Below are 26,213 nucleotides of genomic sequence, written 5' to 3'. Positions count from 1 at the left end.
AAGATCTTTTCTTGAGGGTGTCTTTGTTTCATTCTACTGCTGCCCATACCCTTCAAACTTCTTCGCCAAATTCTCCATCTCATCTTCTGGCAATAACTTCGGTTCTCCGACGCTTTTCGTTTGATAATAAATTTGTGCACAAAACTCAATTTCTTCCGCAACGGTAAATGCCATTTTTATATTATTTGCACCTGCAATTAAACCGTGGTTCGCAAGTAAAACAGCACGGCGATCAATCATGCCTTCAAAAGCAGCCTCTGCTAATTGCTTCGTACCAAATGTTTCATACGGTGCACAGCGCACATTCGGTCCTGCGAAAGCAATTAAATACGACACAGCCGGAAGCTCCCATCCTAATGACGCAATCGTCTTCGCGTAAGGAGAGTGTGTATGCACAAGCGCATTTATATCTTCACGCTTCCTATAGTAAATAAGGTGCATATCTAATTCACTTGATGGTTTTCTCTCTCCTTCTACTACTTCACCATCTAAGTTTAATATAACTACATCTTCAGGCTTTGTTTCATAATACTCTAAACCACTTGGGCTAATCGCAACAAGACCTTGTTCACGATTAAAGATACTAATATTACCGCCCGTTCCCTTTGTTAAACCACTAGAAATCATTTTCTTTCCATACGCTACAATTTCTTCTCTTTCTTTTTGTAATAACATATACATCCCCCTAAGTATGAAGCTTATGATGACTGACTTTTATATTTATCTATTTATTGAAATAGCTTTTTTAAATTCTCCGTAAACGGTGCCTTTACAATCCCTTTTTCTGTAATAATCGCTGTTACATTTTCATGTGGAGTAACATCAAATGCTGGATTATATACTTTACTTTCTTTCGGAGCAGAATATTGTCCGAAGCGATTAATCACTTCAGAAGCATCTCTTTCCTCGATGGGAATTTCTTTTCCTGTCGGTGTTTTCAAGTCGATTGTCGGCGTTGGCGCTGCTACATAAAACGGAATGTTGTAGTATTTCGCTAAAATAGATACGCCTAATGTTCCAATTTTATTTGCTATATCACCGTTCGCTGCCACACGGTCGCATCCAACAATTACAGCGTCAATCTTCCCTTGTGACATGACCATAGCTGCCATATTATCCGTAATGACAGTAACATCAATTCCCGCTCGCTGTAGTTCTAATGCCGTTAACGTTGACCCTTGTAATCTTGGACGTGTTTCATCCGAAAAGATTTTTAAGTCCCATCCTTTTTCTTTTGCTAAGTACATTGGAGCCGTCGCAGTACCATACTTAGTCGTCGCTAACGCACCAGCATTACAATGTGTTAATACTCCCATTCCATCATGGAATAATGTTAATGCATGTTCTCCAATTTGACGGTTAATTTCTTCATCTTCTCTATGAATTTCTTTTGCCTCTTCTAGTAATCTATCTTTCAACTGTGAGATTGATAAATGAATATTATCTGCCGCTACACTTTCCATTCTTTCAAGTGCCCAAAATAAATTTACTGCAGTCGGTCTTGATGTCGCCAAGTATGTACATACCTTTCTTACTTCATCCATAAATCCTTCTTCCGTACTTTCAGCAAATTCCTTTACCCCTAAATACACTCCATAAGCTGCTGAAACACCAATCGCTGGTGCACCTCGTACTTTCATTACTTGAATGGCATCCCACACACTTTCAGCTGTTTTAAATGATTCATAGGCAATTTCATTCGGTAATAACGTTTGATCTAACAAAACTAAAGCATCATCTTTCCACTGAATTGGTATTAATTGCTCTTCCATCATATTCTCCCCTTACTCCGCGTAGTGCATTGACTGTTCTTTTAACGTTTCTACAAAACTTGTACCTGTTCTATATTGATTCGCTCGTAAAATAAAACTCTTCGCTACTTTAAGACAAATTCGCTCCGCTCTAGCACGTGCTTCCTCATTCTCAATACAAGTAATATCTTTTACTTTCGCTAATCCAACAATACGGCGGATTAATTCAAGACCTGTCACTGCAGCTGTATCCTCTAATACAGATTGTAAATATACTTCGTTAAAGCCTTCTTCCTTCGCCATAATCTCGGTCACATGAATATCCCAACCATCTAAAAACTTCTTCTTAAATAAATCAATTACCTCTACCATCGTAGTTTGTAACCAATCCATATACGTATCTTTCTCAGCTCCAGGTGGCATCGTTGCATCTGCATTCACCCAAGCAAACATTAAATTCGCCATTACATTCCCAACGTCATATCCCATAGGTCCATAAAAAGCAAACTCAGGATCAATAACCTTTGTAGAATCATCTCTTACAAAAACAGAACCAGTATGTAAATCACCATGAAGCAATGCCTGTGCATTCGTCATAAAAGAAAATTTACGTTTCGCTACTTCCATACGAAGCTCTTTATCACTATAAATATGCTCCCTAATCCATCCCTCATTTAAAGGAAATAACTCATTACGCTTATTATGATTTGTAAATGGTTCTGAATATACGAGGTCCTCTGTAATCTCACATAATTCAGGATTTATATAATTCTTCACAAGTTCCTTCTTCTCTTTATGATTCATTACAACATCAGATGTTAATAAAAGTGTATTTACCATAAAAGTAGTTAAGTCGTCAGCAAGCTGCGGAAATATTTGATGATTTATAAGTGCTGTACGTAATATTGTGTGATCCGATAAATCTTCCATTACGCAACAGTTCATCACACTATCAAATAAATACACCTTAGGAACAAGTCCAGGTGCTAACTCATCCTCTAACTGCAAAACATCTGATTCTATGCGAATACGATTCGTCGACAACTTAAACTCATCTGAAATGCGAGCTGTATCCCCAGCTTGCTTTACGATGACAGAGATGTTCTCTTTTTCATCCCAAACGCGGAACACATAATTTAAATTGCCATCACCTATTTCTTTACACTTTAGCCCCTTTGCATGTTCAAACTTAGATAATTTCTCTTTCACATATGCAATCACATCTTTAGCTTCCATTAAAAAATACTTTGTGAACTTAGACATGGTTTCCCCTCCACACCAATTGTAAGCGTTTTCTAAAAGCTATAAAAAATAATAGGTTGAATTTTTTCATCCTATAAATATGTATTCTTCTTTTTGAAAGGTATATCTAGGTTTTATTATATCTCGTTAGCACTTTGAGTCAATATTTCTAACTATCAGCGTAATATACTTCCTAATTATATATTTGAGATGACAAAAATTGTTCAAAAAGATTTCGATTCATTTTATTTTATTTATCGCACAATTCTTTGTAAAATAGAAATAAGCAGTTCCTTTTCAAATACATAACTTCTAAGAAATATTTCCTTCCTAAGAATTTACACTTACACCATATCTCTAACATACACACTACTCTTTCAAACAATCATTGAAAATTTATAAACTTAAAGTTACCTTTCCATTCCCTGTTAGCCTTAATTGAGAATAAATATTAATTAAATCGGTATAAAGTTGGTTTATTCTCTTGACAAAATAACCACTTCTATATGATAATTAATATCGAATTAGAATTATTATAGTTAATTAAAAAATATATTTTATGAGCACACTATTTTTTGATGCTCAAAACCAACATTTAGGAGGAATTTTAATATGTTATTAATCGGCACAGAAGTAAAACCGTTTAAAGCTAATGCTTACCATAATGGAGAATTTATCCAAGTTACTGACGAAAGTTTAAAAGGAAAATGGAGTGTAGTTTGTTTCTACCCAGCTGACTTCACATTCGTTTGCCCAACTGAACTTGAAGACTTACAAAACCAATACGCAACTCTAAAAGACTTAGGCGTTGAAGTATACTCTGTATCTACAGACACTCACTTCACTCACAAAGCATGGCATGATAGCTCAGAAACTATCGGCAAAATCGAGTACATCATGATTGGTGACCCAACTCGCACAATCACTACAAACTTCAACGTTTTAATGGAAGAAGAAGGTCTTGCTGCTCGTGGTACATTCATCATCGATCCAGACGGCGTTATCCAATCTATGGAAATCAATGCTGACGGTATCGGCCGTGACGCAAGCATTCTTGTTAACAAAATTAAAGCTGCTCAATACGTACGTAACAACCCAGGTGAAGTTTGCCCAGCTAAATGGCAAGAGGGTTCTGCAACACTTAAACCAAGCCTTGACCTTGTAGGCAAAATCTAAGGAGTTCGATCAAAATGATACTAGATGCAGATATAAAAACACAACTATCCCAATACCTTCAATTAATGGAGAACGATATTTTACTTAAGGTAAGCGCAGGAGACGATAACGTATCTAAAGATATGTTAGCTCTAGTAGACGAATTAGCTACTATGTCATCTAAGATTACAGTAGAAAAAGTTGAATTAGAGAGAACACCAAGCTTTAGCGTAAACCGCCCTGGTGAAGACACTGGTGTCGTATTCGCTGGTATTCCATTAGGACACGAATTTACATCATTAGTGTTAGCTTTACTACAAGTAAGTGGACGCGCTCCAAAAGTTGAACAAAAATTAATCGATCAAATTAAAAACATTCAAGGCGAATATCATTTTGAATCTTATATCAGCCTAAGTTGTCATAACTGTCCTGATGTTGTACAAGCTCTTAACGTAATGAGCGTTCTTAACCCTGGTATTACACATACTATGATTGATGGCGCTGCATTCAAAGAGGAAGTAGAAAGCAAAGACATCATGGCAGTACCAACTGTTTACCTAAACGGCGAATCTTTCGGAAGCGGTCGTATGACACTTGAAGAAATTTTAGCTAAAATGGGTAACGGTCCAGATGCATCAGAGCTTTCTGATAAAGATCCATACGATGTTCTTGTTGTTGGTGGCGGCCCTGCTGGTGCAAGTGCAGCAATTTACGCAGCACGTAAAGGCATCCGCACTGGTATCGTTGCTGAGCGCTTCGGTGGTCAAGTAATGGATACTATGGGCATTGAGAACTTCATCAGCGTAAAAAAGACTGAAGGTCCTAAGCTAGTAGCAAGCCTTGAAGAGCACGTAAAAGAATACGACATCGATGTAATGAATCTACAACGTGCGAAACGTTTAGAGAAAAAAGAACTTATTGAAGTGGAACTTGAAAACGGCGCTATTCTGAAAAGTAAGAGCGTAATCGTTTCTACAGGTGCTCGCTGGCGTAATGTTGGCGTACCAGGTGAAGCTGAGTTCAAAAATAAAGGTGTAGCATATTGCCCACACTGTGACGGTCCATTATTCACTGGAAAAGACGTAGCAGTTATCGGCGGAGGTAACTCTGGTATTGAAGCAGCTATCGACTTAGCAGGTATTGTTAAGCACGTAACTGTTCTTGAATTCATGCCAGAATTAAAAGCTGATGCTGTATTACAAGAGCGTCTTAACAGCTTACCAAACGTAACTGTTCTGAAAAACGTTCAAACGAAAGAAATCACTGGTACTGATAAAGTAAACGGTATTTCTTACATCGATCGTGAAACTGAAGAAGTTCATCACGTTGAATTACAAGGTGTATTCGTACAAATCGGTCTTGTGCCAAACACAGACTGGTTAGGCGAAACAGTTGAACGCGTTCGCGGTGAAATCGTAACAGACAAGCACGGCGCTACAAACGTACCAGGAGTGTTTGCTGCAGGTGACTGTACAAATAATCCGTACAAACAAATCATCATCTCTATGGGTTCAGGTGCAAACGCAGCTTTAGGTGCATTTGATTACTTAATCCGTAACTAATAAAAAAACAGGTGCCTTGGCACCTGTTTTTTTATTACCCTAATGTATAAACTAAAAACCTCTCATTCCCATTCTTCTCATAAGCCCCAGGCAACCTTACTTCTTTCTTCAGCTCAAACGCAGTCTGATTTTCTAAGAAGAAAATATAGTCCTCAGAAGGATAATATAAAATAATATCCACTTCTCTCCCCGTGTTTTCTACTGAAAGCAAAATGTTATTTACTACATTCATAAACACTTGCACAGAAAACGGATTAAAGAAATAAAACCTATTATCATGTGGATCAATCTCATATTCCTGCGCTAAACAACATTGGAATTGAATTTTCCCCTTACTGTTTCGTGCTTTTCGAGCATAACAATCTCGATTATCCATCGCTTCTTTATAAAACTCTTCATTCATTTCAATTCCAACTGCTGAAGCCCCACATTTATGATGCATATAAAAGTTTAATCGCCCTTTTCCGCACCCAAAGTCTACAATTCGGTCACTACTTTTTATTTCATATTGATTCAGTAACTCATCTAATCCGCTATACGGCGTCGGTTCATAACGGTGATAATGCATAGATTTGTTAAACCCTTTTTGCTCACCGACTGTTTTTATATGTAAAACTGCATCGTAATATTGTTCGTTCATTCGTTTTCTCCTATTAAAAAATGGTACTTATTATTATACACCATGTACTGGAGGCTCATTTTTTATCAAATTAATAGGTACGTGAAATTATATTAACGATTTTCTCAATATATCTATCATAACTTCAAATATATTAACGATTTTCTCAATATATCGATTTACCGACAATTCACGACAAAAAAACAGGAGCTCTTTAGCCCCTGTCTTCTAACACTTTCAATACAGTTTGTTTCAATATTTCTACCCCATCCATAATACAACTATGATCAAATCTCATATACGGATGGTGTAATCCAGGTTGTAGGTCTGCTCCTAGTCCAAGCATGACAGCTTTTAAATGTGGTCTTTTCACTGTATAGTAATGGAAATCATCGCTTCCTGTCGTATAGAGAGGCCCTGTGCATCTCTCTTCCCCATACACTTCGAGAATACCTTTACGCATAAAGCGCTCTGCTTCTTCGGAAACCTCTGCTCCTGGTGCAAGATCCATCCATTCGTATGAAGTTTTCGACCCCATCGATGCAGCTGATTCTATTACATGCTCAATCTTTTTCTTTAATTCTTCTAATAGTATATTACTCTCAGCTCTTACATCTAAACTGAAATGACCATTTCCTGGAATGATATTTAAATTATTACCACCTGCTTGGCATCTCGTCATTTTTACTGAATAGGAACTTTGCGGTGGCAGCCAAATATTTTTCAAACCGATATTAATCATGGAAATGACATCAATTGCATTCACACCTTGGTGTGGTCTTGCCCCGTGTGCATCCTCCCCATGAATCATACCCTCTAAAAATCCTGCTGCTCCATGGCGAATAGATGGGGCTGCTTGTTTCAAAGATAGTTCTTCAATTGGTCTTAGATGGACGCCAAATAAGAAATCAGCATCATCTACAGCACCTTTCTCCACCATCTTCAAAGCACCATTCCCCTTCTCTTCTGCCGGCTGAAAAATAAATCTAACCATACCACTTTTCCATCTCATATTTTTCAATTGTAAAATAAGTCCCATTACAATGGTCATATGAGCATCATGGCCACATGAATGGTTCGCTTTAAATTCTCCATTTACTTCTTGCCAAAGTGCATCCATATCAGCACGAATCGCAATAACTGGATTCCCGCCTCCAATCTCAGCAATTACACCTGGACAATCATCAAATGTTCTATATGAAATTCCTTCTTCTTTTAAAAAGTCAGTAATATACGCTGTCGTTTCATATTCTTTCCAACTTACTTCAGGGTTTTCGTGTAAATGCTGAAAAATCTCCGTTAAGCGCTCTTGTAGTTCTAATGTTTTCAACGTTCCAGTCTCCTTCCCACATTACAAACGATTCGGGTTAATTATACTTATGAAAAACAGATGTTTTTATGAACATATTGAATTTTAAGAAAAAAGTCAATTGTTTATTTTTAAATACTTAAAAACCTTACTCTGCACTTATATTACAAACTAAACAAAAAACTAGAACATTCCTTATTTTCTGTTTTTTATGTTGACGCTTACATAAACTTTTAGTTATCATAACCTAATAAACGTCTATTTTACGACAATTCTAAAAATACAAACAAACATACGTAACAAGGAGGAACTTTATGAAAAAAGAAATACCTTTTGGAATAGCGATTATCCCTATTATCATTACCGTTGCAGTTATGATGGTTACAATTGTTGTATTAAAACAAACCCCTCACGTTCCACTTATTATTGGTACAACCGTTGCTTCTATTGTCGCTTGGCGTTATGGTTACAAATGGAATGATCTTGAAGAAGCAATGTATAAAGGGATTCGTCTTGCATTACCTGCTATCGTCATTATTATTCTTGTTGGCTTAACAATTGGTGCTTGGATTGGCGGTGGAATCGTCGCAACGATGATTTATTACGGTTTAAAACTTTTAACTCCATCACTATTTTTAGTTTCCATTACCGTCATTTGTTCTATCGTTGCATTAGCAATTGGTAGCTCTTGGTCTACAATGGGGACAATTGGTGTTGCTGGAATGGGAATTGGCCTAAGTATGGGAATCCCAGCTCCAATGGTTGCTGGTGCCATTATTTCAGGCTCTTATTTTGGCGATAAAATGTCACCGCTTTCAGATACAACTAACCTAGCCGCAGGATTAACAAATACAGATTTATTCGCACACATTCGTCATATGTTATTTACTACAGTTCCAGGTTTAATTATTACTCTTATCGTTTACGCGCTCTTAGGAAGAAGCTTCGGCGCTAACAATATTGATGCGAAGAGCATCGATCAAACGTTACAAGTATTGCAACAAAACTTTGTTATCTCACCTTTCCTACTCATTATACCCGTAGTCGTTATGGTATTGGTCGCAAAAAAAGTTCCTGCTATACCAGCGATTCTCGTCGGTATTATTTTAGGATTTTTATCACAAGTCTTTATTCAAGGTGGTTCTGTCTCAGCATCTGTCGGTGCACTCCAAGCTGGATTTGTTATAGACACTGGAAACAAGCTAGTAGACGAACTATTTAACCGCGGTGGCTTAGATTCGATGATGAATACAGTCTCTATGACAATTGTCGCTATGACTTTCGGAGGAGTATTAGAACATACAGGTATTCTTCGCTCAATTGTAAATCAAATTTTAAAGTTAGCGAAATCAGCAAAAGGGCTTATCGCTTCTACTATCGCATCTTGTTTTGCAACAAACCTTACTTGCTCTGAACAATATATTTCAATTGTTGTCCCTTCAAGAATGTACGCAAATGCATACACAGAAAAAGGACTACATTCAAAAAACTTATCCAGAGCATTAGAAGATGGCGGAACATTAACTTCTGTCTTCGTTCCTTGGAATACGTGCGGTGTATTTATTCTCGCTACACTTGGCGTAGGTGCATTTGAATATGCCCCTTATGCTATTTTGAATTTCATCGTACCTATTATCTCAATCATTTATGGCATAACAGGCTTCACAATTGTAAAACTATCAGACATTGAAAAAGCAGAATTACTAAAGAAACAAAAAGCTCAACTAGAAGCTTAAAAATAGCGGTAAATTCAGTTCATATAGTGCGCGAGGTCGCCCTTGTTGATAGGGCATTTCCTCGCCACAAATATGAGCATACCCGTAATCAACTAATTTCTTTAACAACCTTTCTGTCGATCTTCGAGTCACTTGTAAGTACTCAGAAAGGTCAGCTGCTGTAAACTTCAATGACGGATGCGATTGACTAAATTGAATGATTTTTGACAAGTTGGCCGGACTAAGCTTCGTTTCCTTCGCTATTTTCATTAGTTCCGGATTATCATTTTTCAAACTTTGTACTCTCTGTTCTTTCGGGAACGGACCAAACAAATCTTTATCACTTGTTAGTATATAAAAACAACGATCTATTGGATTATTCTTTGCAAAACTTTGAGCAATTTTTGCATTTTGCTCCGCCTCTTTCACGGTTTTCCCATAACCAAATCCAATAGCTATCGTTCCTTCTACGCTCGCAAACAAGTTATCTATCGCATTTGTTTTAATAATTGATTCGATATCACCACGAGTTGTATACAAAATGCATGTCATTTCATCCACTTGTTTAAATGAACCACGTAGTTCTTTTGAAATGACATCTAGTTTTTCAAGCAAACTCGCTCGTAATTCTAAGGAAGAAATAATACAAGCACCAACAGTAGCTGAATAGCTTTTTGCTAACTCAGCTTTTATTTTTGCATCTTTTAGACCATGTATAATGGATTGTGTTGGATCAATCATGCGCTCTGAAGGAACACCTATTTTTTGAAGCTCGTCGTAAACAGCGTGAATACTAGTTAAAGCTAAATGAGCTTCTCCAGATTGATATTTAGCTACATGAAAATCGATAACTCTATTTATCTCATCTTTACTCCACAGCATATTTTCATAATCCAACACTTGCGGGCTTTCTTTTATACCAATATCATGGAACACATTTGTAATAAACGAGCGGTCTACTAAATCGATGGAAATGTTATGTGGTTGAATACTTTGATGATACATGATAGAAAGAATTGAAGATGCGACAGTTGTCTCGTCTTGCTGTAAGTATGTACTTGGAATTCGTAATTGTTCTCTTATTTCTTTTGCCATATAATAAGGTAAAGCACCTGAGAAAAAGATGACATCACAAGGCTTTAGACACTTTAATAGTTCAGAAGATTCCGTCGGATGAAGGTAAATATATGGATCAATTTCTATTCCTTCTAATTTTTGAGCAATAGGAAAAAGGTTCTCCATAAACTCCTTTGAACCGACAACTGCAATTTTTATCATCATTTTCTCTAACTCCTTATCATTAATTAACGACTATTTAACGTCAACTATATCAAATGTACAAAACTATTGTAAACAGGAAGGGGTTTCTATTCAATGAAAATTACAGCTATTCATCTTTACGCAATTCGTTTACCGCTTCGCAATCCGTTTGTTATTAGTTATGGCTCTTATTCTGATATGCCCTCTATTATCGTCAAAATGGAAACAGATGAAGGTATTATCGGTTACGGTGAAGGCGTTGCTGATGATCACGTCACAGGTGAATCATGGGAAAGTACTTTCCATACTTTAAAACATACGCTAACCCCTGCTCTAATCGGGAAAAATCCAATGAATATCGAAAAAATACACGACATGATGGACAATACAATTTACGGTGTTCCAACAGCGAAAGCTGCAATTGATATTGCTTGTTTTGATATAATGGGCAAAAAACTAAATCAACCTGTATATCAATTAATTGGCGGGCGCTATCATGAAGAATTCCCTGTCACTCACGTTTTAAGTATTGCCGATCCTGAAGATATGGCTGAAGAAGCTGCTTCTATGATTCAAAAAGGTTACCAATCTTTCAAAATGAAAGTTGGTACGAATGTAAAAGAAGATATGAAACGTATTGAAGCTGTACGAGAACGTGTAGGAAATGACATCGCTATTCGCGTTGATGTAAACCAAGGCTGGAAAAATAGCGCAAACACATTAACAGCACTGCGTTCATTAGGACATTTAAACATTGACTGGATTGAACAACCTGTTATCGCGGACGATATTGATGCCATGGCTCATATTCGTTCTAAGACAGACCTCCCGCTTATGATTGATGAAGGACTAAAAAGTTCTCGTGAAATGCGCCAAATTATTAAATTAGAAGCTGCTGATAAAGTGAATATAAAACTAATGAAATGCGGTGGCATACATCCAGCTGTAAAGCTCGCTCATCAAGCTGAAATGGCCGGCATTGAATGCCAAGTGGGATCAATGGTCGAATCATCTGTTGCCTCTTCCGCAGGATTCCATGTCGCTTTCTCAAAGAAAATCATTACGAGCGTAGAGCTAACAGGACCATTAAAATTCACGAAAGACATTGGAAACTTACATTACGATGTACCATTCATTCGCTTAAACGAAAAGCCCGGACTCGGCATTGAAATAAACGAAGATACGCTACAAGAACTAACCGTCTTTCAAGACGTTGTACGCTAAAGGAGGACTATCATATGACGGTTCTATACAAAGGAACATTAAAACAAAATAACGAATCATTTCACGTTACATTACTATCACTAGAGCACATCGAACAAATTTTATCACTACAAAACATCGTAATTGAAGCACTAGAAGATAAAAGTCGTTTACAACCACTCTCACAAGAAGAATTTCAATACATTCTAGAAGGAAACGGCATGATGATCGGTGCTTTTATCGAAAACAAACTCATCGCATTTCGCGCTCTACTCGTCCCTCCTATCGACGATGAACATTTAGGGCTTGATATTGGTCTATCAGAAAGTGAACTGCACCGCGTCATCTATCAAGAAATCTCAAACGTTCATCCGAACTGCCGAGGAAATGGGATGCAAAAAATATTAGCGAAAGTCATTATGGAAGAATTGCAAAAAGAAGACAGCAAATATGATTACGTATGCTGCACCGTTGCTCCTTTTAACATTCCGAGCTTGAAGGATAAATTTGCGCAAGGAATGGAGATTGCTGCGCTGAAGGAAAAGTATGGTGGTAGTCTGCGGTATGTTTTTGTGAAGAAATTGCGCGGAGATAAAGAAAGCGATTTGACGGATGTTCAAAGTATTCTAATGAGTGATGCTAGTGGACAGCAGGCTTTGCTTTTGGAGGGGTATCGTGGGTATGAGATGGCGAAAGTGGATGGGGATTTTGTTGTGAAGTTTGGACGATAATCTATATACTCGAAAAGAGGAGATGTCTGCTGTGACCTCTCCTTTTACTTTCTCTTCATTGAACATATCGATTGCAACTCCAAATATATCAGCGGTTTTCGAAATATATCGGCGCAACTCCGAATATATCAGCGATTTTCGAAATATATCGACTTACCGACAAAGATTGACAATAATTGCAACCTATACAAAGCGCAACATTAAACCGTCATCTTCCAACTAGATAAAGCTAACCAGTTCTCCATTTCCTTATAATCAGGCATTATCTTCCCGACAAGACGCCAAAAAGATCGATCATGATTTAAATGAACCATATGACACATTTCATGAACAACTACATAGTCAATTACTCGCTGTGGTGCCATTGCTAGCTTCCAATTGAATGTTAGTTGTAAATTCGAATCGCAAGTACCCCAAGTACGACTACTATCTGTAATACGAATAGAACGTGGTTTTGTTTTGAAATTACTTTGATGCACTTTAATACTCTTCTCTACTAAAGATTTACACTGCTTATAGTAAAATCGTTTTAAAGCTTGTTGTATTTTCTCATCCTTAAGCTCTTTCACATAAATATGTAACTTATCCCCTTCAAATACTGCGTTGTCTTGCTCAATGCTTGCATCTTGGGAAATCTGTATCGGATACGTATTCCCTAAATACAAAAAGCCCTCTCCTTGATCATAATCCTTTTCCTGTGGTCCATGCGCTCGTTCCGCCATTTCCTTACGAGTTGTCTGAATCCAATCCCACTTCTCCTCTAGCAACTGGACTAAGTATTCAACAGGTGTCCCTTTCGGAGCCTGCGCTTCCACATTTCCATACGAATCCACAAAAAGACGCACGGACTTTTTCTTCTTATAAGTTATATGAAAATTAATTGTCTCACCTAAATATGTATGTACCATTTCATCACCTAGCGTATTATTTTACAAATAAAAAAGAGTAGGATACAAACGTCCTACTCTACCTATTATATCATTTACTGCTTTAACGAACTCATTATCCTCTATACTTTACACCTAATCCCTTAATGAAATTCCTTGCGTATCTATCGCCGCACTCTTTGTAATTTTTATGACCTTTTTTTCTTAATAGAGCGCCTAACTCTCCTTTTGTTACCGTAACGCCTACGCTATCTAATATATCAAGTACATCCTCACTCGTTAAAGATAGTGCGATTTTCATTTTCTTTAGAAGAAGGTTATTAGCACTCTCCTTGCTTTGTACAGGTGCCGGTTGTCCTGGTTTCGGATCTTGCTTTCCTCTTTTTAAAGTAATAAATCCATTTAAAAATGCCTCTAACATCATCATATCGCATGTTTTTACGTACTCATCTTCAGCTACCTCATCATTTTCAGCTTCGTGCTGAGGAGCTCTCTTTATTTTTGTAAGCATATCAACTACGTCTTCTTTCGTTACTTCCATCCCGCCAAGTTTAAAGATTTCTACCATATCTATATCTTTTATATCTAAAGCGTATCGTACTCTTTTTAATATATCGTTGTTGCTCATTGCCATTGGGTTTCCTCCTGAAATGTTGATTATTTATTCAGCGGTTAAAGTTTATGCTATAACCTGCTTTAAATTATCATGTTTAATCTAACCTTTTAGTTATTGTCCGCTAAATTAATACTTTAACATTTTAAAGATATGTTTTATAGTCTTACCCGAACTTTTCTCTATCATTGTATCTACAGAGCTCTTACATGTTTTTTATATGCCTATAAAAAGATTTCTCTCTTAACATTAACTAAAAGAAAAAAACAGTGTTTTGATTTCTCAAATACACTGTTCTTTTCCAGCTCTGCACTTATTTTCAACTCACTCATGTCATGCACTACATATGAAATGATTTAAGTGCTTAAAAGTTAAACCGTCTCACTATCCTGAGCCTCACCAACACTATCCTCAAACTTATCCAACAAAGCACGCACCTCATCCGTCGACTTCGTGCTCATCAATTGATTTCTCAATTCAGCAGCTCCAGGGAAGCCTTTTACATAAATTTTGAAGAAGCGGTGAAGTCCTGTGATTGAGCGTGGCAGTACTTCTGCATATTGATCTTGAAGATCAAGTTGTAGTCTTAAAAGATCTAGATGTTCTTTACTGCTATGCTCTCTTGGCTCTTTTTCAAACGCAAATGGATTTTTGAAGATGCCTCGTCCGATCATTACGCCATCAATGCCGTATTTTTCAGCAAGTTCCAGCCCCATTTTACGATCAAGAATGTCTCCATTGATTGTTATTAACGTATTTGGTGCGATACGGTCACGTAATTTTTTAATTTCCGGAATTAGTTCCCAATGCGCATCTACTTGGCTCATTTCTTCTCTTGTACGTAAGTGAATAGAAAGGTTTGCAATATCTTGTTTGAAAATGTGCGTTAACCAATCTTCCCACTCGCTTAACTCTTTAAAGCCAAGTCGTGTTTTTACGCTGACAGGTAGTCCGCCCGCTTTTGCTGCTTGGATAAGTTCTGCTGCAACGTCTGGACGTAGAATAAGGCCACTACCTTTCCCTCTTGATGCAACGTTCGGAACTGGGCAACCCATATTAATATCGATGCCTTTAAATCCTAGTTCTGCCATACCAATACTCATTTGACGGAAGTATTCGGGATTGTCTCCCCAAATATGTGCCACCATCGGCTGTTCGTCTTCTGTAAAAATTAAACGGCCACGTACACTTTTCATACCTTCTGGATGACAATAGCTATCCGAGTTTGTAAACTCTGTGAAGAATACGTCCGGACGACCTGCTTCACTTACTACGTGACGGAAAACAACGTCTGTCACATCTTCCATTGGTGCAAGTACGAAAAATGGTCGTGGTAATTCACGCCAAAAATTATCTATCATTTCAAATTCAAATCCTCTCACTATGAATACAATTTCAAAATCTCAATTTATAATTTGTGAAAATCAGCAATATTTATTTTAACTAAAATCGCTTATGAATGGTATTTTTGTAAACCAAAAAGCAGATGGTATAGATTTCCCCTATATCAACTGCTTTCCTATTATACTAACTTAAGCCAAGCCACACACTCCACATGCGTCGTATGCGGGAACATATCAACAGGTTGTACTTCCTGCGTTTTATATCCGCCTTCTTCTAGTACTTTTAAATCACGTGCTAATGTTGCTGGGTTACATGATACGTATACGACGCGGTTTGGCTTCATGTCGATGATTGTATTTAGTAATGCTTCGTCACAGCCTTTACGCGGTGGGTCTACGACCATTGTGTCGGCGATTACGCCTTCTTTGTACCATTTTGGAATGACTACTTCTGCTTCTCCTACGCCAAATTCAGCGTTTGTCATGTTGTTTAGTGCTGCGTTTCGGTTTGCGTCTTCGATTGCTTCTGGGACGATTTCAACGCCGTACACTTTTTTCGCTTTTTGCGCTAGGAATAACGAGATTGATCCGATTCCGCAATAGGCATCGATTACTGTTTCGTTACCATTTAATTTTGCGTATTCTAACGTTTTATCGTAAAGCACTTTCGTTTGCTCTGGGTTTACTTGATAGAATGAACGTGCTGAAATCGCAAATTTAATGTCACCGATAAAGTCATAAATGTATTCTGATCCGTACAGTACTGTCGTTTTGTCTCCGAAAATTACATTCGTACGCTTCGTATTTACGTTTTGAACAATTGATTTTACTTCTGGGAATTTCGCTGCAATTTCTTCAATAATTGCTTTTTTGTTCGGCAATTCTGCTGTACGCGTAATGAAGACAAGCATAATTTCTCCTGTTACTTGTCCGTAACGAGCCATTACGTGACGAAGTGTTCCTTTGTTACGCTCTTCGTTGTACGCAGTGATACCGTGCTTTTCACAAATACGTTTTACTTCTTGGATTAATGTATCGTTTTCTTCTGCCTGAATTAAGCATGATTCCATATTAATGATGTCATGCGTTCCTTGGCGATAAAAACCAGCTACAAGTCCGCCTTCACGTTCTCCGATTGGTACTTGTGCTTTATTACGGTATACCCACGGATTCTTCATGCCAAGTACAGGATGAACAGGAACATCAGCTAGTCCTCCGATACGCTGCATAACGTCACGTACTTGTTTTTCTTTCGCTTGTAATTGTCCTTCATAAGTTAAGTGCTGAAGCTGACAACCGCCGCACTGATTATATACTGGGCATTCAGCATCTTTACGATATGGACTTTCTGTATGAAGCTTCATTAAACGACCAAATGCGAAGTTTTTCTTCACTTTAATAATTTTAATTTGCGCTTCTTCACCTGGTAATCCGTTTTTAACGAAAATAGGATAGCCCTTTACTTTCGCAACACCGGCACCATCATGTGTTAAATCTTCAAATACTACATCTATAAACTCGTTTTTCTCAACTGGTGGCGTCATTTTAGTACTCATTTTCCGACCTCTCTTTTTCATAACACTGCGTTACATTTTATCATACTTATATGGTCTTTTTCTATTGGAAGAAAAAAAGCTATTGACGATACTTCTCTGTTAATGTTACGCTACTACTAATTTAATACGGACGATGTTACCTCATATATACTTGATAATATGGATCGAGAGTTTCTACCCGGCAACCTTAAATTGCTGGACTATGGGGAAAACTAATGAATATTAGCCTATGCGCAAAAAAGGACTCATATTGATTAGCTTTCTCTCATAGATGAAAGTGAATCCATATGGGTCTTTTTTTATTTTTATTTTTCTAAAAGGTCAGACATCTTACGTATGACATAAAACCTCATTCCTTTATTTTTAGTAATATAACGAGCGTTTTATGTACAAACTTTATACGAACTTCTGAAAGGGGCAACTACATGCAATATGTAATGAGCATTATCGGTATTATTGCCGTGTTAGGTTTATGTTTTGCTTTGTCAAACAACAAAAGTAAAATCAACTTCCGTGCAATTGCAATTATGATTGGTTTCCAAATTTTAATCGGTTGGTTTATGTTTGCTACAAAGATTGGTCAACAAATCATTATTTTCATTAGTAAAGTTTTCAACAAACTAATTAAACTTGGTACGACAGGTGTCGATTTTCTCTTTAATGGAATTCACAGAGATTTTGTCTTTTTCTTAAACGTATTATTAATTATCGTATTTTTCTCAGCACTACTTTCAATCTTTAGTTATTTAGGTGTTTTACCATTCATCGTTCGCGTTGTCGGCGGTGCTATTTCAAAAATTACTGGTTTACCACGTGTTGAGTCATTCCACGCAGTAAACTCTGTATTCTTCGGTTCAAGTGAAGCGTTAATCGTTATTAAAAACGATTTACAGCATTTCAATAAAAACCGTATGTTTATCATTTGTTGTTCTGCGATGAGCTCCGTTTCTGCTTCTGTTACAGCATCATACGTAATGATGTTAGATGCAAAATACGTACTGGCAGCTCTTCCGCTAAACTTATTCTCAAGCTTAATCGTTTGTTCGTTATTAACACCAGTTGATACGAAGAAAGAAGATGAAGTGATTCAGAAATTTGATAGAACTCTATTCGGAGACAGCTTTATCGGCGCAATGATTAACGGTGCGCTTGATGGTTTAAAAGTAGCTGGTATCGTTGCCGCATTAATGATCGCCTTTATCGGTGTGATGGAAGTTGTAAACTACGTAATTAGTGCAGCTTCAGGCGCAATGGGACATGCTGTTACTTTACAACAAATCTTCGGTTACGTACTTTCTCCATTCGCATTCTTAATGGGTATTCCAACTCAAGATATTATCCCAGCTGGTGGTATTATGGGTACGAAGATTGTTTTAAACGAGTTTGTAGCAATCCTTGATTTAAAAGACACAGCTACAACATTAGCTCCACGTACAGTTGGAATCGTTACAGTATTCTTAATTAGCTTCGCAAGTATTAGCCAAATTGGTGCAATCGTTGGTACAATCCGTGCCCTTTCTGAAAAGCAAGGAAGCGTTGTTTCTAAATTTGGTTGGAAAATGCTATTTGCATCAACACTTGCTTCTATTTTATCTGCGACAATCGCTGGATTGTTTATTTAATAAAAAAACACCTTACTTTAACAAGTAAGGTGTTTTTTTGATTCTTTATGAAACCGAGTGAAATTCAACTGCTTCTTCTGTATTGATAACCCTATCTTTATATATACCTTTTATTGAAATGTAAATGATAGATTTGTTTATGTTTTTTAACTTTCCTAATGAAAAATGATAAAGTAATCCATCGCTTTTTAAAGTCCACATCTTCCCACTCCATGGACCAGTAGCTTTTTGTTCATCCGACGCCTTTATTTCACCTTCATATTCGCATTCTCCTAAAGGAGTTTTAATTATATTCTTCTCTGTATCAATTCGAATATTTTTAATTAGCTTCAAATTTTCATCAGAGAGAATTTGAATTTCATGATCTTTCTGTTTAAAAAAGAGTTTTCCGTCTTTGGTATTTACATATTCTGCATTATTCATTTTATCTATCATAAAATCATATTCTTCTTTTGTAATACCTAAGTTTTGATGATAAGGAAACGTTTTTTTCGGTATAATTTCTTCTTCGGCATACTTCAAATACCAATCTAAATTATTTGTAATACTATCGCTCATTTTATTTCCGATTTTCTCTAATTTCTCTTTTATCTCATAAGGAAATTCAAGTGTCATAATATCCGCCGTCACTTCCGCATTCATAAGATGCGGTGGAATATACTCTTCCACACTATTCACTTTACTCACTTCACTTTGGCAACCAACTATAAATAGTGATATGAAAAAGATATATATTATTTTTTTATATTTCATTTCTATTCTCCACTCCATACATTATTCTTACTTAGTTTTATAGCGGTTTTCATTATAGTATAAAATCTTTATATTTTAATAAAATAAATATCCTTATGCAAAATTGCATATTAATATGTATTCTTCTTACTTTAAAATTAGCTTAAATAACTTTCCAAATTATACAAATAACAAGTTTAAAATGTTATAATTTTCAAAAAATCATTGGAGGATATTATGAAAGCTCACGCAATTTTCGATTTCTTACATTTACTAGTCTTAACGCTGAAAAGCTATTATGTATGGGGAATGCCTATCTATGTCTTCATTATTCCTCTTATCTTTGTAGTCGGTTATATTATTATTAATTCTAATAAGAAACAAAAAAATACATCTATTCAAAGTCACTAAACTATTACATTAATAGCCTCCTAAAAATCATATTCCCCTCATTTTCTTCAAATGATATGATGAACAAGGGTATATCCCCACCACTCTTATAGCGGTGGGGATTTTAATGTCAATATGCAACATACTACACAATAGAAGGTGATTTTTATGAGAAAATACGCAGCAATTGCTTTATGTACGTCTGCCATTCTAGCAGGCTGTAATACTAACAATGTAAGTCCAGAACCTAAAAAAGAGAAAACGGCTCAAGGGATTAAGAAACAAGGAGAGACTGTGCAAGAACAAGGTAAAATCTCATATAATTCAGTTACACACGAATCTACAAACACAAGTATTCATATTACAGACATAAAAGATTCTTTAAATGAAGTACAATATAAAATTTGGCGCACAGCTGATGGCAAGGAAAGTGCTAAATCTTTTTCTTCTAAAGAAAAAGAGAAACAATTCACACTTCCTTTTGATATAAAGGAATTTGAAGGAAAACGCGGTGAGTTCCAAATTGAAGCAACAGGAATGAAAGAAGATGGGAAAACAATCCCGCTTACGAAATCTACTATTACTTTCGAACAAAAGGTTCCTGTTCTTATGTATCACGCAATTGATGATTATCATGGTCAAGGCATTAAAGACTTATTCGTATCACCAGCTAACTTTGAAGCACAAATGAAACATTTAAAGGACAATGGTTATACGCTTTTAACGTTTGAACGCTGGGGCGATATAAATAAAGTAAATAAACCGATTTTCGTTACATTTGATGACGGTATGAAAAATAATATGAATGCATTTCGCATTTTACAAAAGCTAAAAGATGATACTTTTAAACCGGCAGCAACAGAATATATGATTGTTGATAACGTTGATGTAGAAGGAGCATTGTCTACTTCTGAAATAAAAGAAATGGTTGATTCCGGCATTTTCTCGGTGCAATCTCATACTGCAACACATGCAGACTTACCGAAAATTACAAACTATGAGGAAGAGTTAAAAGGTTCAAAAGAAAAGCTAGAAAAAATAACAGGTAAGCCTGTTATCGCGATTGCTTATCCATTCGGTCATGTAGATGATAAGGTTGTTGCAGAAACGAAGAAGTATTATCAATTTGCGACGACGACAAAGCCTGGGCAATTCATTACGAAGGGTGAACCTGATGAATTGTTAAAGATGAAGCGCGTTCGTATACACCATACAACGACTGTAGAGCAGTTTGCTTCTTCAATTAAGTAAATATAAGGGCTCAATACATTTTGAGCTCTCTTTTTACTTTATATTTATATATATTTTTAGAATTTTCTTGTATTATATATAGTAAGAAATCTTTCAAATTAAAGGAGATTATACATATGTCATTTGAACAAACGTTAGAGAAATATGCTGCTCTTGCAGTTAATGTTGGTGTTAATATTCAACCTGGACAAACTTTATCAATTAGTGCACCTCTTGAAGCTGTACAATTTGTACGCCTCGTTACAGAAAAAGCATATAAATCTGGTGCAAAACACGTATATGTAGATTGGAATGATGAGACGTTAACACGCTTAAAATTCGATCTAGCTCCTGAAGAAGCTTTCGCTGAATTTCCATCTTGGAAAGCACATGCTCGTGAAGAATTAGCAAAAGAAGGCGCTGCATTTATGTCTATCTATGCAGAAAACCCTGATTTATTAAAAGGTGTAGAACCATCGCGTATCGCAACAGCTCATAAAGTAGCTGGAGAAGCAATGAAAGTATACCGTGATTACGTACAAGCAGATAAAGTAAGCTGGTGTGTCATTTCTGTTCCTACGAAAGAATGGGCTGCGAAAGTATTCCCTGACGTAGCGCCAGAAGAACAAGAAGCCAAGTTATGGGATGCTATTTTCAAAGCTACTCGTGCTGATTTAGAAAATCCTGTAGAAGCATGGAAAGAACATGATGAAACATTACATACAAAAGTGGATTACTTAAACGAAAAGCATTATAAAGCTCTTCACTATACAGGTCCTGGAACAGATTTAACAATCGAACTTCCAGAAAAACATGTATGGGCTGGTGCTGGTAGCTTAAATGAAAAGAACGTACCATTTATGGCTAATATTCCAACTGAAGAAGTATTTACAATGCCACTTAAAACAGGTGTAAACGGCCAAGTTTCTAGTACAAAACCGTTAGTATTTGCAGGTAATATTATCGATAATTTCACGTTAACATTTGAAAACGGACGTATCGTAGACTATAAAGCTGAAGCTGGTGAAGAAGCTTTAAAACATTTAGTAGAAACAGATGAAGGTTCTCACTTCTTAGGGGAAGTAGCTTTAGTACCTCATGACTCACCAATTTCAAACACAAATGTTTTATTCTACAATACACTATTTGACGAAAATGCATCTTGCCACCTTGCGATTGGAAATGCTTACGCATTTAACTTAATTGGCGGAAAAACAATGTCTAAAGAAGAACTTGCTGAAAACGGCGCAAACGCTAGTATTACACACAACGACTTCATGATTGGATCAGCTGAGCTTGATATTGACGGTATTACTGCTGATGGCAGACATGAGCCTATCTTCCGTAAAGGTAACTGGGCGTTTTAAATTTATTACCATAAAGAAACACATTGGATAATCCAATGTGTTTCTTTATTTATTTGGTTTCAATTCAAATTTTATTGTTCTATTTTCATGCGTAAACTCTGGTCTATACGTAGCGATATACGTATTTTCTTTCGCTACGTCAAATAGCATGATATCTTGAATTTTTTCTTCTGGTGCTAACTTTTTACTAATAAAGCTATCAGGGTTATTATATTCTTTAAATCTTGTACCTTTCTTATCGGTAATCTCAAATTCATAAAATGCAAAAGGCATTTCCTTTTCACTATTATTTTCCACTTTGAAAATAATCCCCAAAATCTCCTCTTTCTTTTTATCCTCATCATAATTTGGATATCCTAATTTAACTGAATCGATAGTTACTTGCAAACCATCTACGTCTACCGTCTCCCCTATTTTATACACTTTATCTTGAACATCTTCTTGTTTACTTTCATTACTATCTTTAGTCTCAGTGCAAGCACTTAAACTAAAAGCTATGCCAGAAATCAAAAAAATTCGACTCACCTTTTTTAACATACTATTTCCCCCACATAAGACAATATTTCATATGTATCATAACAAAATGCTTTACGCTTTCTTGTCATATTTTGTCGTATTAATTGCTAACTGCACAAATAGAAAAAAGCTATCTTCTACAAAAGATAGCTTTCATGATGCCGATGAAACCTTAAGCCCAATGACACCCAAAACAATAAAAAGAATACAAAATGCTTGAAATAAACTAATATGCTCTTTAAAAAAGTAAACACTAATGATTGTAATAAGTAATGTTCCAACGCCAGACCAAATAGCATAAGCAATGCTTAAATGAATCTTTTTAACGACGATAGCAAATACGCTAAAACAAATACCATAGAATACGAAAATTAGTACACTCGGAACGAGCTTTGTTAAACCATTTGATAGTTTCATCGCAATTGTTCCAGCTACTTCAAAAATAATTGTAACAAGTAATAATAGCCAATATACCATACTAAAATCTCCTTCTCTGTTACCTTATAGAGATTCTAGTATACTACTTATAGTCCCAATGAAATATATTTAATTTCTAAATATTCCTCGATGCCGAAATGGCCTCCTTCACGACCGATACCACTTTCTTTAAATCCACCAAATGGTGCTTGTGCAACTGATGGAAGACCGTCGTTTAGACCGATAATACCGTACTCTAACGCTTCACTAATTTGGAATGCTTGGCTAATGTCTTTCGTGAAAATATACGCAGCTAAACCGTATGGTGTATTATTTGCACGTTCGATTACTTCATCAACTGTTTTAAATTTCGCAACTGGTGCCACTGGCCCAAATGTTTCTTCATTCATACAAAGCATCGTATCATTTGCCAATCCAATTACAGTCGGTTGAATGAAATGTCCCTCTAACTCTGCGACCTTTTGACCACCATATAAAACTGTTCCACCTTTTTGAATAGCATCTTCAATATGTTCTTGTACTTTTGAAACTGCATTCTCATCAATAAGTGGTCCGACAGTCGTTCCGTCACCGAAACCGTCTCCTACTTTCAACTGCCCTACTGCCTTTTGGAACTTCTCTACAAATACTTCGTATACTTCTTCTTGAACGAATACTCGGTTTGTACATATACACGTTTGTCCTGCGTTACGGAATTTCGAACCAATCACCGCTTCTACCGCTTTATCTAAATCTGCATCATTCATTACGATAAACGGAGCGTGACCACCTAACTCAAGTGAAACTTTTTTCATCGTTTGCGCAGCACTAGCCATTAACTCTTTCCCGATTTCCGTTGACCCTGTAAAGGACACTTTTCGAACACGACTATCTTCCATCCACGTATCGGCAATTGCTTTTGCACTACCTGTTACGATATTGATTACGCCCTTTGGAATATCTGCTTCATGAGCTAATTCAGCTAATTTCAATGCAGTTAATGGCGTTTGACTCGCCGGTTTCACAACGGCTGTACAGCCTGCTGCAAGCGCTGGGGCTACCTTTCTCGTAATCATCGCTGCCGGGAAGTTCCAAGGTGTAATAGCTGCCATAACGCCAACTGGTTGCTTCATAACTAAAATGCGCTTATTCGGATGAGAAGCAGGAATCATTTCACCATATACACGTTTCCCCTCTTCTGCATACCATTCAACAAAACTATTTGCATAATTTACTTCACCAAGCGCTTCTGCAAACGGCTTTCCTTGTTCCTTCGTCATAATCGCTGCGATCTCTTCTTTATTTTTATCAATAAGCATGAACCACTTTTTTAACTTCGTGGCACGATCTGCTGCCGTTAACTTAGACCACGTTTTAAAAGCTTCATGTGCAGCATCAACAGCTTGCTTTGCCTCTGTTACTCCGCCTTTTGGTACAGTTGCAAATATTTCCTTCGTCGCAGGATTATTTACTTCAATTTGTTCTTGTAGTGTAATCCACTCACCATTTATATACATCGCCTTTTTATCTATACTTACGAAAGTCGCCTTTTTATCCAATGTTTTCTTCCTCCTCTATGAACTTCTTAATTTTCCTAGTAGCAGCAGATTGACTAATTTGCAAAAACTCAGCTACTTTATAACTTGATCCATACGTTTTATACGCTTTAAGAATAATATTTCTCTCTACCTCTTCCAGCATTTTATAAAGGCTTTGCCCCGATTGTTCAACTGCAGCCTCTTGCATAGAGAGTGGCAAATCCTCTACCGTTACAACATCATCGACAGTAATAACAATTCTCTCAATTACATTCTCTATTTCTCTATTGTTTCCTTCCCACGAATATCCAACAAACATTTGTAACGTACTCGGCGCTAGTTTCACATCACGTCCGTACTTTTTATTAAATTGCTGCAAGTAATGATAAATAAGCGGCAAAATATCTTCTGTTCTTTCCCTAAGCGGGGGAATTGCAATTGGAATGACATTCAAACGATAGTATAAATCTTTCCGAAATGTTCCTTGTTTCACCATCATACTTAAATCTCTATTTGTTGCCGCCACAATTCGGACATCCACTTTTTTTAATTCTCTTCCGCCTATAGGACGAAATGTTTTTTCTTGCAATACTTGCAAAAGCTTCGCTTGAATTTCAATCGGCATTTCACCGATTTCATCTAAAAAAAGAGTTCCTTTATGCGCGGATTCTAATAGTCCCTTTTTCCCTTCACGATTCGCACCTGTAAAAGATCCACCTGAATATCCAAAAAGCTCTGATTCAATTAAATTAGTTGGCAATGCCGCACAATTAATTTCATAGAAACTTTCATTCTTACGGTGACTCACTTCATGTAAATGGCGTACTAATCGACTTTTCCCAACTCCAGTCTCGCCTAAAACGAGAACAGTACTATCCACTACAGATACTTTTTTGATTGTATCGACTATTTTTTGCATAGCTAGACTTTTAAAAATAAGTCCTTCATGCTCATATGTTTCTCTTAATTCTTTTTTATATGTTTTTAGCTGATTATCCATTTCCTCTACCTTTTGACGTAATTGATAGAGTTCAGTAAGGTCCCGAGAATAACTAATCACTCTTCTTAAATTTCCCTCATCATCAAAAACAGGCCTTGTACGAACGTGTAAATACTCTCCTGATTTTGTAGTTTGAACGAGTTCAATTGGCCTCTTTTTTTCAATCACTTCTAATGTCGCTGATGGATAAAAGATTCCATCCTTTTGTAGTTCTTTTACATGCTTACCAACTAACTCTTCGGCAGCTAGTTGGTAGTGCCTTTCACATGTACTATTTACACGCACAACGATCCCTTGCTCATCTGTAACAAAAATTTCGTCAAACGCATATTCAAATACATCTTTTAAATCCATTAACACTCGTTCCTTTTCTGCAACCATCCTAGCCACCCCTAACTTCAAATCCATCGATCCACTTCACTACCTTTATTATAAAGTGAATTTTCTGCATTTAA

24 protein-coding genes and 1 riboswitch are annotated in these 26,213 nt (G+C 36.6%); of the genes, 9 read left to right on the top strand and 15 right to left on the bottom strand.

Going from position 1 to position 26,213, the window contains the following annotated elements:
• Positions 1-33: 33 nt before the first annotated feature.
• Genes ACTFR8_RS24985 through mtnK form a run of 3 tightly spaced genes read right to left on the bottom strand, consistent with a single transcriptional unit; the run spans position 34 to position 3,014 of the window.
• Positions 34-675 carry an L-fuculose-phosphate aldolase gene (locus ACTFR8_RS24985; RefSeq protein ID WP_000926558.1) on the bottom strand — a complete coding sequence of 214 codons (642 nt, stop codon included), beginning with the start codon at positions 673-675 and terminating at the stop codon, positions 34-36.
• Between the two features lie 53 nt (positions 676-728).
• Positions 729-1,775: an S-methyl-5-thioribose-1-phosphate isomerase gene (gene mtnA / locus ACTFR8_RS24980; protein WP_002004308.1), complete on the bottom strand. Its 1,047-nt coding sequence runs from the start codon at positions 1,773-1,775 to the stop codon at positions 729-731.
• A gap of 9 nt (positions 1,776-1,784) precedes the next feature.
• Positions 1,785-3,014: an S-methyl-5-thioribose kinase gene (gene mtnK, locus ACTFR8_RS24975; RefSeq protein WP_044584083.1), complete on the bottom strand. Its 1,230-nt coding sequence runs from the start codon at positions 3,012-3,014 to the stop codon at positions 1,785-1,787.
• Between the two features lie 591 nt (positions 3,015-3,605).
• Here mtnK and ahpC point away from each other — a divergent pair.
• Together ahpC and ahpF are read left to right on the top strand one after the other, a co-directional pair.
• Positions 3,606-4,169, top strand: coding sequence for an alkyl hydroperoxide reductase subunit C (gene ahpC, locus ACTFR8_RS24970; RefSeq protein WP_000924420.1), 564 nt, complete (start codon positions 3,606-3,608; stop codon positions 4,167-4,169).
• A 14-nt stretch (positions 4,170-4,183) separates the two neighbouring features.
• Complete coding sequence (ahpF, locus tag ACTFR8_RS24965; RefSeq protein ID WP_000599501.1) at positions 4,184-5,710, top strand: alkyl hydroperoxide reductase subunit F; 1,527 nt, start codon at positions 4,184-4,186, stop codon at positions 5,708-5,710.
• Positions 5,711-5,744: 34 nt separating this feature from the next.
• Here the strand turns inward: ahpF and ACTFR8_RS24960 are convergent, their stop codons facing one another.
• Together ACTFR8_RS24960 and ACTFR8_RS24955 are read right to left on the bottom strand one after the other, a co-directional pair.
• Positions 5,745-6,350 carry an SAM-dependent methyltransferase gene (locus tag ACTFR8_RS24960; RefSeq protein WP_252209767.1) on the bottom strand — a complete coding sequence of 202 codons (606 nt, stop codon included), beginning with the start codon at positions 6,348-6,350 and terminating at the stop codon, positions 5,745-5,747.
• A 193-nt stretch (positions 6,351-6,543) separates the two neighbouring features.
• Positions 6,544-7,659, bottom strand: coding sequence for a M20 peptidase aminoacylase family protein (locus tag ACTFR8_RS24955; protein ID WP_000853513.1), 1,116 nt, complete (start codon positions 7,657-7,659; stop codon positions 6,544-6,546).
• A gap of 293 nt (positions 7,660-7,952) precedes the next feature.
• Between ACTFR8_RS24955 and nhaC the strand changes: the two genes are divergently transcribed.
• A complete protein-coding gene (nhaC, locus tag ACTFR8_RS24950; RefSeq protein WP_000711520.1) occupies positions 7,953-9,374 on the top strand; it encodes a Na+/H+ antiporter NhaC in 1,422 nt (473 codons plus the stop codon).
• Here nhaC and ACTFR8_RS24945 read toward each other — a convergent pair.
• Positions 9,363-10,634, bottom strand: coding sequence for a hypothetical protein (locus ACTFR8_RS24945; RefSeq protein ID WP_000972818.1), 1,272 nt, complete (start codon positions 10,632-10,634; stop codon positions 9,363-9,365). The genes nhaC and ACTFR8_RS24945 overlap by 12 nt on opposite strands.
• Before the next feature lie 93 nt (positions 10,635-10,727).
• On the opposite strand from ACTFR8_RS24945, the gene ACTFR8_RS24940 reads away from it, so the two are divergent.
• Both ACTFR8_RS24940 and ACTFR8_RS24935 read left to right on the top strand, forming a co-directional pair.
• On the top strand, positions 10,728-11,837 hold the full coding sequence (locus tag ACTFR8_RS24940; RefSeq protein WP_000704489.1) for a mandelate racemase/muconate lactonizing enzyme family protein: 1,110 nt from the start codon (positions 10,728-10,730) through the stop codon (positions 11,835-11,837).
• Positions 11,838-11,851: 14 nt separating this feature from the next.
• Positions 11,852-12,547, top strand: a complete 696-nt coding sequence (locus tag ACTFR8_RS24935; protein ID WP_000217576.1) for a hypothetical protein — start codon at positions 11,852-11,854, stop codon at positions 12,545-12,547.
• Between the two features lie 200 nt (positions 12,548-12,747).
• Here ACTFR8_RS24935 and ACTFR8_RS24930 read toward each other — a convergent pair whose 3' ends face one another.
• The 4 genes from ACTFR8_RS24930 to rlmD all read right to left on the bottom strand — a co-directional run bounded on the left by ACTFR8_RS24930 (position 12,748) and on the right by rlmD (position 16,946).
• Positions 12,748-13,455 (bottom strand): M48 family metallopeptidase, encoded by a 708-nt coding sequence (locus ACTFR8_RS24930; RefSeq protein ID WP_000233734.1) that lies wholly within the window; start codon positions 13,453-13,455, stop codon positions 12,748-12,750.
• Between the two features lie 94 nt (positions 13,456-13,549).
• On the bottom strand, positions 13,550-14,068 hold the full coding sequence (locus ACTFR8_RS24925) for a DUF1456 family protein (protein ID WP_001251702.1): 519 nt from the start codon (positions 14,066-14,068) through the stop codon (positions 13,550-13,552).
• A 350-nt stretch (positions 14,069-14,418) separates the two neighbouring features.
• On the bottom strand, positions 14,419-15,408 hold the full coding sequence (locus ACTFR8_RS24920) for a tRNA dihydrouridine synthase (protein ID WP_000566706.1): 990 nt from the start codon (positions 15,406-15,408) through the stop codon (positions 14,419-14,421).
• Between the two features lie 161 nt (positions 15,409-15,569).
• Positions 15,570-16,946 carry a 23S rRNA (uracil(1939)-C(5))-methyltransferase RlmD gene (rlmD, locus tag ACTFR8_RS24915; protein WP_000105019.1) on the bottom strand — a complete coding sequence of 459 codons (1,377 nt, stop codon included), beginning with the start codon at positions 16,944-16,946 and terminating at the stop codon, positions 15,570-15,572.
• 121 nt (positions 16,947-17,067) lie between these two features.
• A riboswitch (purine riboswitch) is annotated at positions 17,068-17,169 on the top strand.
• Between the two features lie 202 nt (positions 17,170-17,371).
• Between rlmD and ACTFR8_RS24910 the strand changes: the two genes are divergently transcribed.
• Positions 17,372-18,568 carry a NupC/NupG family nucleoside CNT transporter gene (locus ACTFR8_RS24910; RefSeq protein ID WP_001200484.1) on the top strand — a complete coding sequence of 399 codons (1,197 nt, stop codon included), beginning with the start codon at positions 17,372-17,374 and terminating at the stop codon, positions 18,566-18,568.
• Between the two features lie 45 nt (positions 18,569-18,613).
• Here ACTFR8_RS24910 and ACTFR8_RS24905 read toward each other — a convergent pair whose 3' ends face one another.
• Positions 18,614-19,321, bottom strand: coding sequence for a hypothetical protein (locus ACTFR8_RS24905; protein ID WP_048567403.1), 708 nt, complete (start codon positions 19,319-19,321; stop codon positions 18,614-18,616).
• A gap of 216 nt (positions 19,322-19,537) precedes the next feature.
• On the opposite strand from ACTFR8_RS24905, the gene ACTFR8_RS24900 reads away from it, so the two are divergent.
• The 3 genes from ACTFR8_RS24900 to ACTFR8_RS24890 all read left to right on the top strand — a co-directional run bounded on the left by ACTFR8_RS24900 (position 19,538) and on the right by ACTFR8_RS24890 (position 22,287).
• On the top strand, positions 19,538-19,711 hold the full coding sequence (locus ACTFR8_RS24900) for a hypothetical protein (RefSeq protein ID WP_000643592.1): 174 nt from the start codon (positions 19,538-19,540) through the stop codon (positions 19,709-19,711).
• 147 nt (positions 19,712-19,858) lie between these two features.
• On the top strand, positions 19,859-20,941 hold the full coding sequence (locus tag ACTFR8_RS24895; RefSeq protein WP_001233715.1) for a polysaccharide deacetylase family protein: 1,083 nt from the start codon (positions 19,859-19,861) through the stop codon (positions 20,939-20,941).
• 116 nt (positions 20,942-21,057) lie between these two features.
• Positions 21,058-22,287 carry an aminopeptidase gene (locus ACTFR8_RS24890; RefSeq protein ID WP_252209766.1) on the top strand — a complete coding sequence of 410 codons (1,230 nt, stop codon included), beginning with the start codon at positions 21,058-21,060 and terminating at the stop codon, positions 22,285-22,287.
• A 45-nt stretch (positions 22,288-22,332) separates the two neighbouring features.
• On the opposite strand, the gene ACTFR8_RS24885 is transcribed toward ACTFR8_RS24890, so the two are convergent.
• The 4 genes from ACTFR8_RS24885 to ACTFR8_RS24870 form a co-directional block, all read right to left on the bottom strand.
• Positions 22,333-22,824 carry a DUF4352 domain-containing protein gene (locus ACTFR8_RS24885; RefSeq protein ID WP_000915112.1) on the bottom strand — a complete coding sequence of 164 codons (492 nt, stop codon included), beginning with the start codon at positions 22,822-22,824 and terminating at the stop codon, positions 22,333-22,335.
• A 132-nt stretch (positions 22,825-22,956) separates the two neighbouring features.
• Entirely contained in the window at positions 22,957-23,280 is a 324-nt protein-coding gene (locus ACTFR8_RS24880; RefSeq protein ID WP_000263262.1) for a DMT family transporter, read from the bottom strand.
• A 47-nt stretch (positions 23,281-23,327) separates the two neighbouring features.
• On the bottom strand, positions 23,328-24,779 hold the full coding sequence (gene gabD, locus ACTFR8_RS24875) for an NADP-dependent succinate-semialdehyde dehydrogenase (protein ID WP_000358127.1): 1,452 nt from the start codon (positions 24,777-24,779) through the stop codon (positions 23,328-23,330).
• The gene (locus ACTFR8_RS24870; RefSeq protein ID WP_252209765.1) at positions 24,772-26,139 is read right to left on the bottom strand and encodes a sigma-54 interaction domain-containing protein; all 1,368 of its coding nucleotides are present in this window, start codon (positions 26,137-26,139) and stop codon (positions 24,772-24,774) included. The genes gabD and ACTFR8_RS24870 overlap by 8 nt, the downstream gene beginning before the upstream one ends.
• Positions 26,140-26,213 lie beyond the last annotated feature (74 nt).

This window comes from Bacillus cereus group sp. MYBK15-3, from assembly GCF_051916765.1.
Lineage (GTDB): Bacteria > Bacillota > Bacilli > Bacillales > Bacillaceae_G > Bacillus_A > Bacillus_A cereus.
Note: the sequence above shows the minus strand (reverse complement) of the source record. Positions and strands in the feature narration are given on the sequence as shown.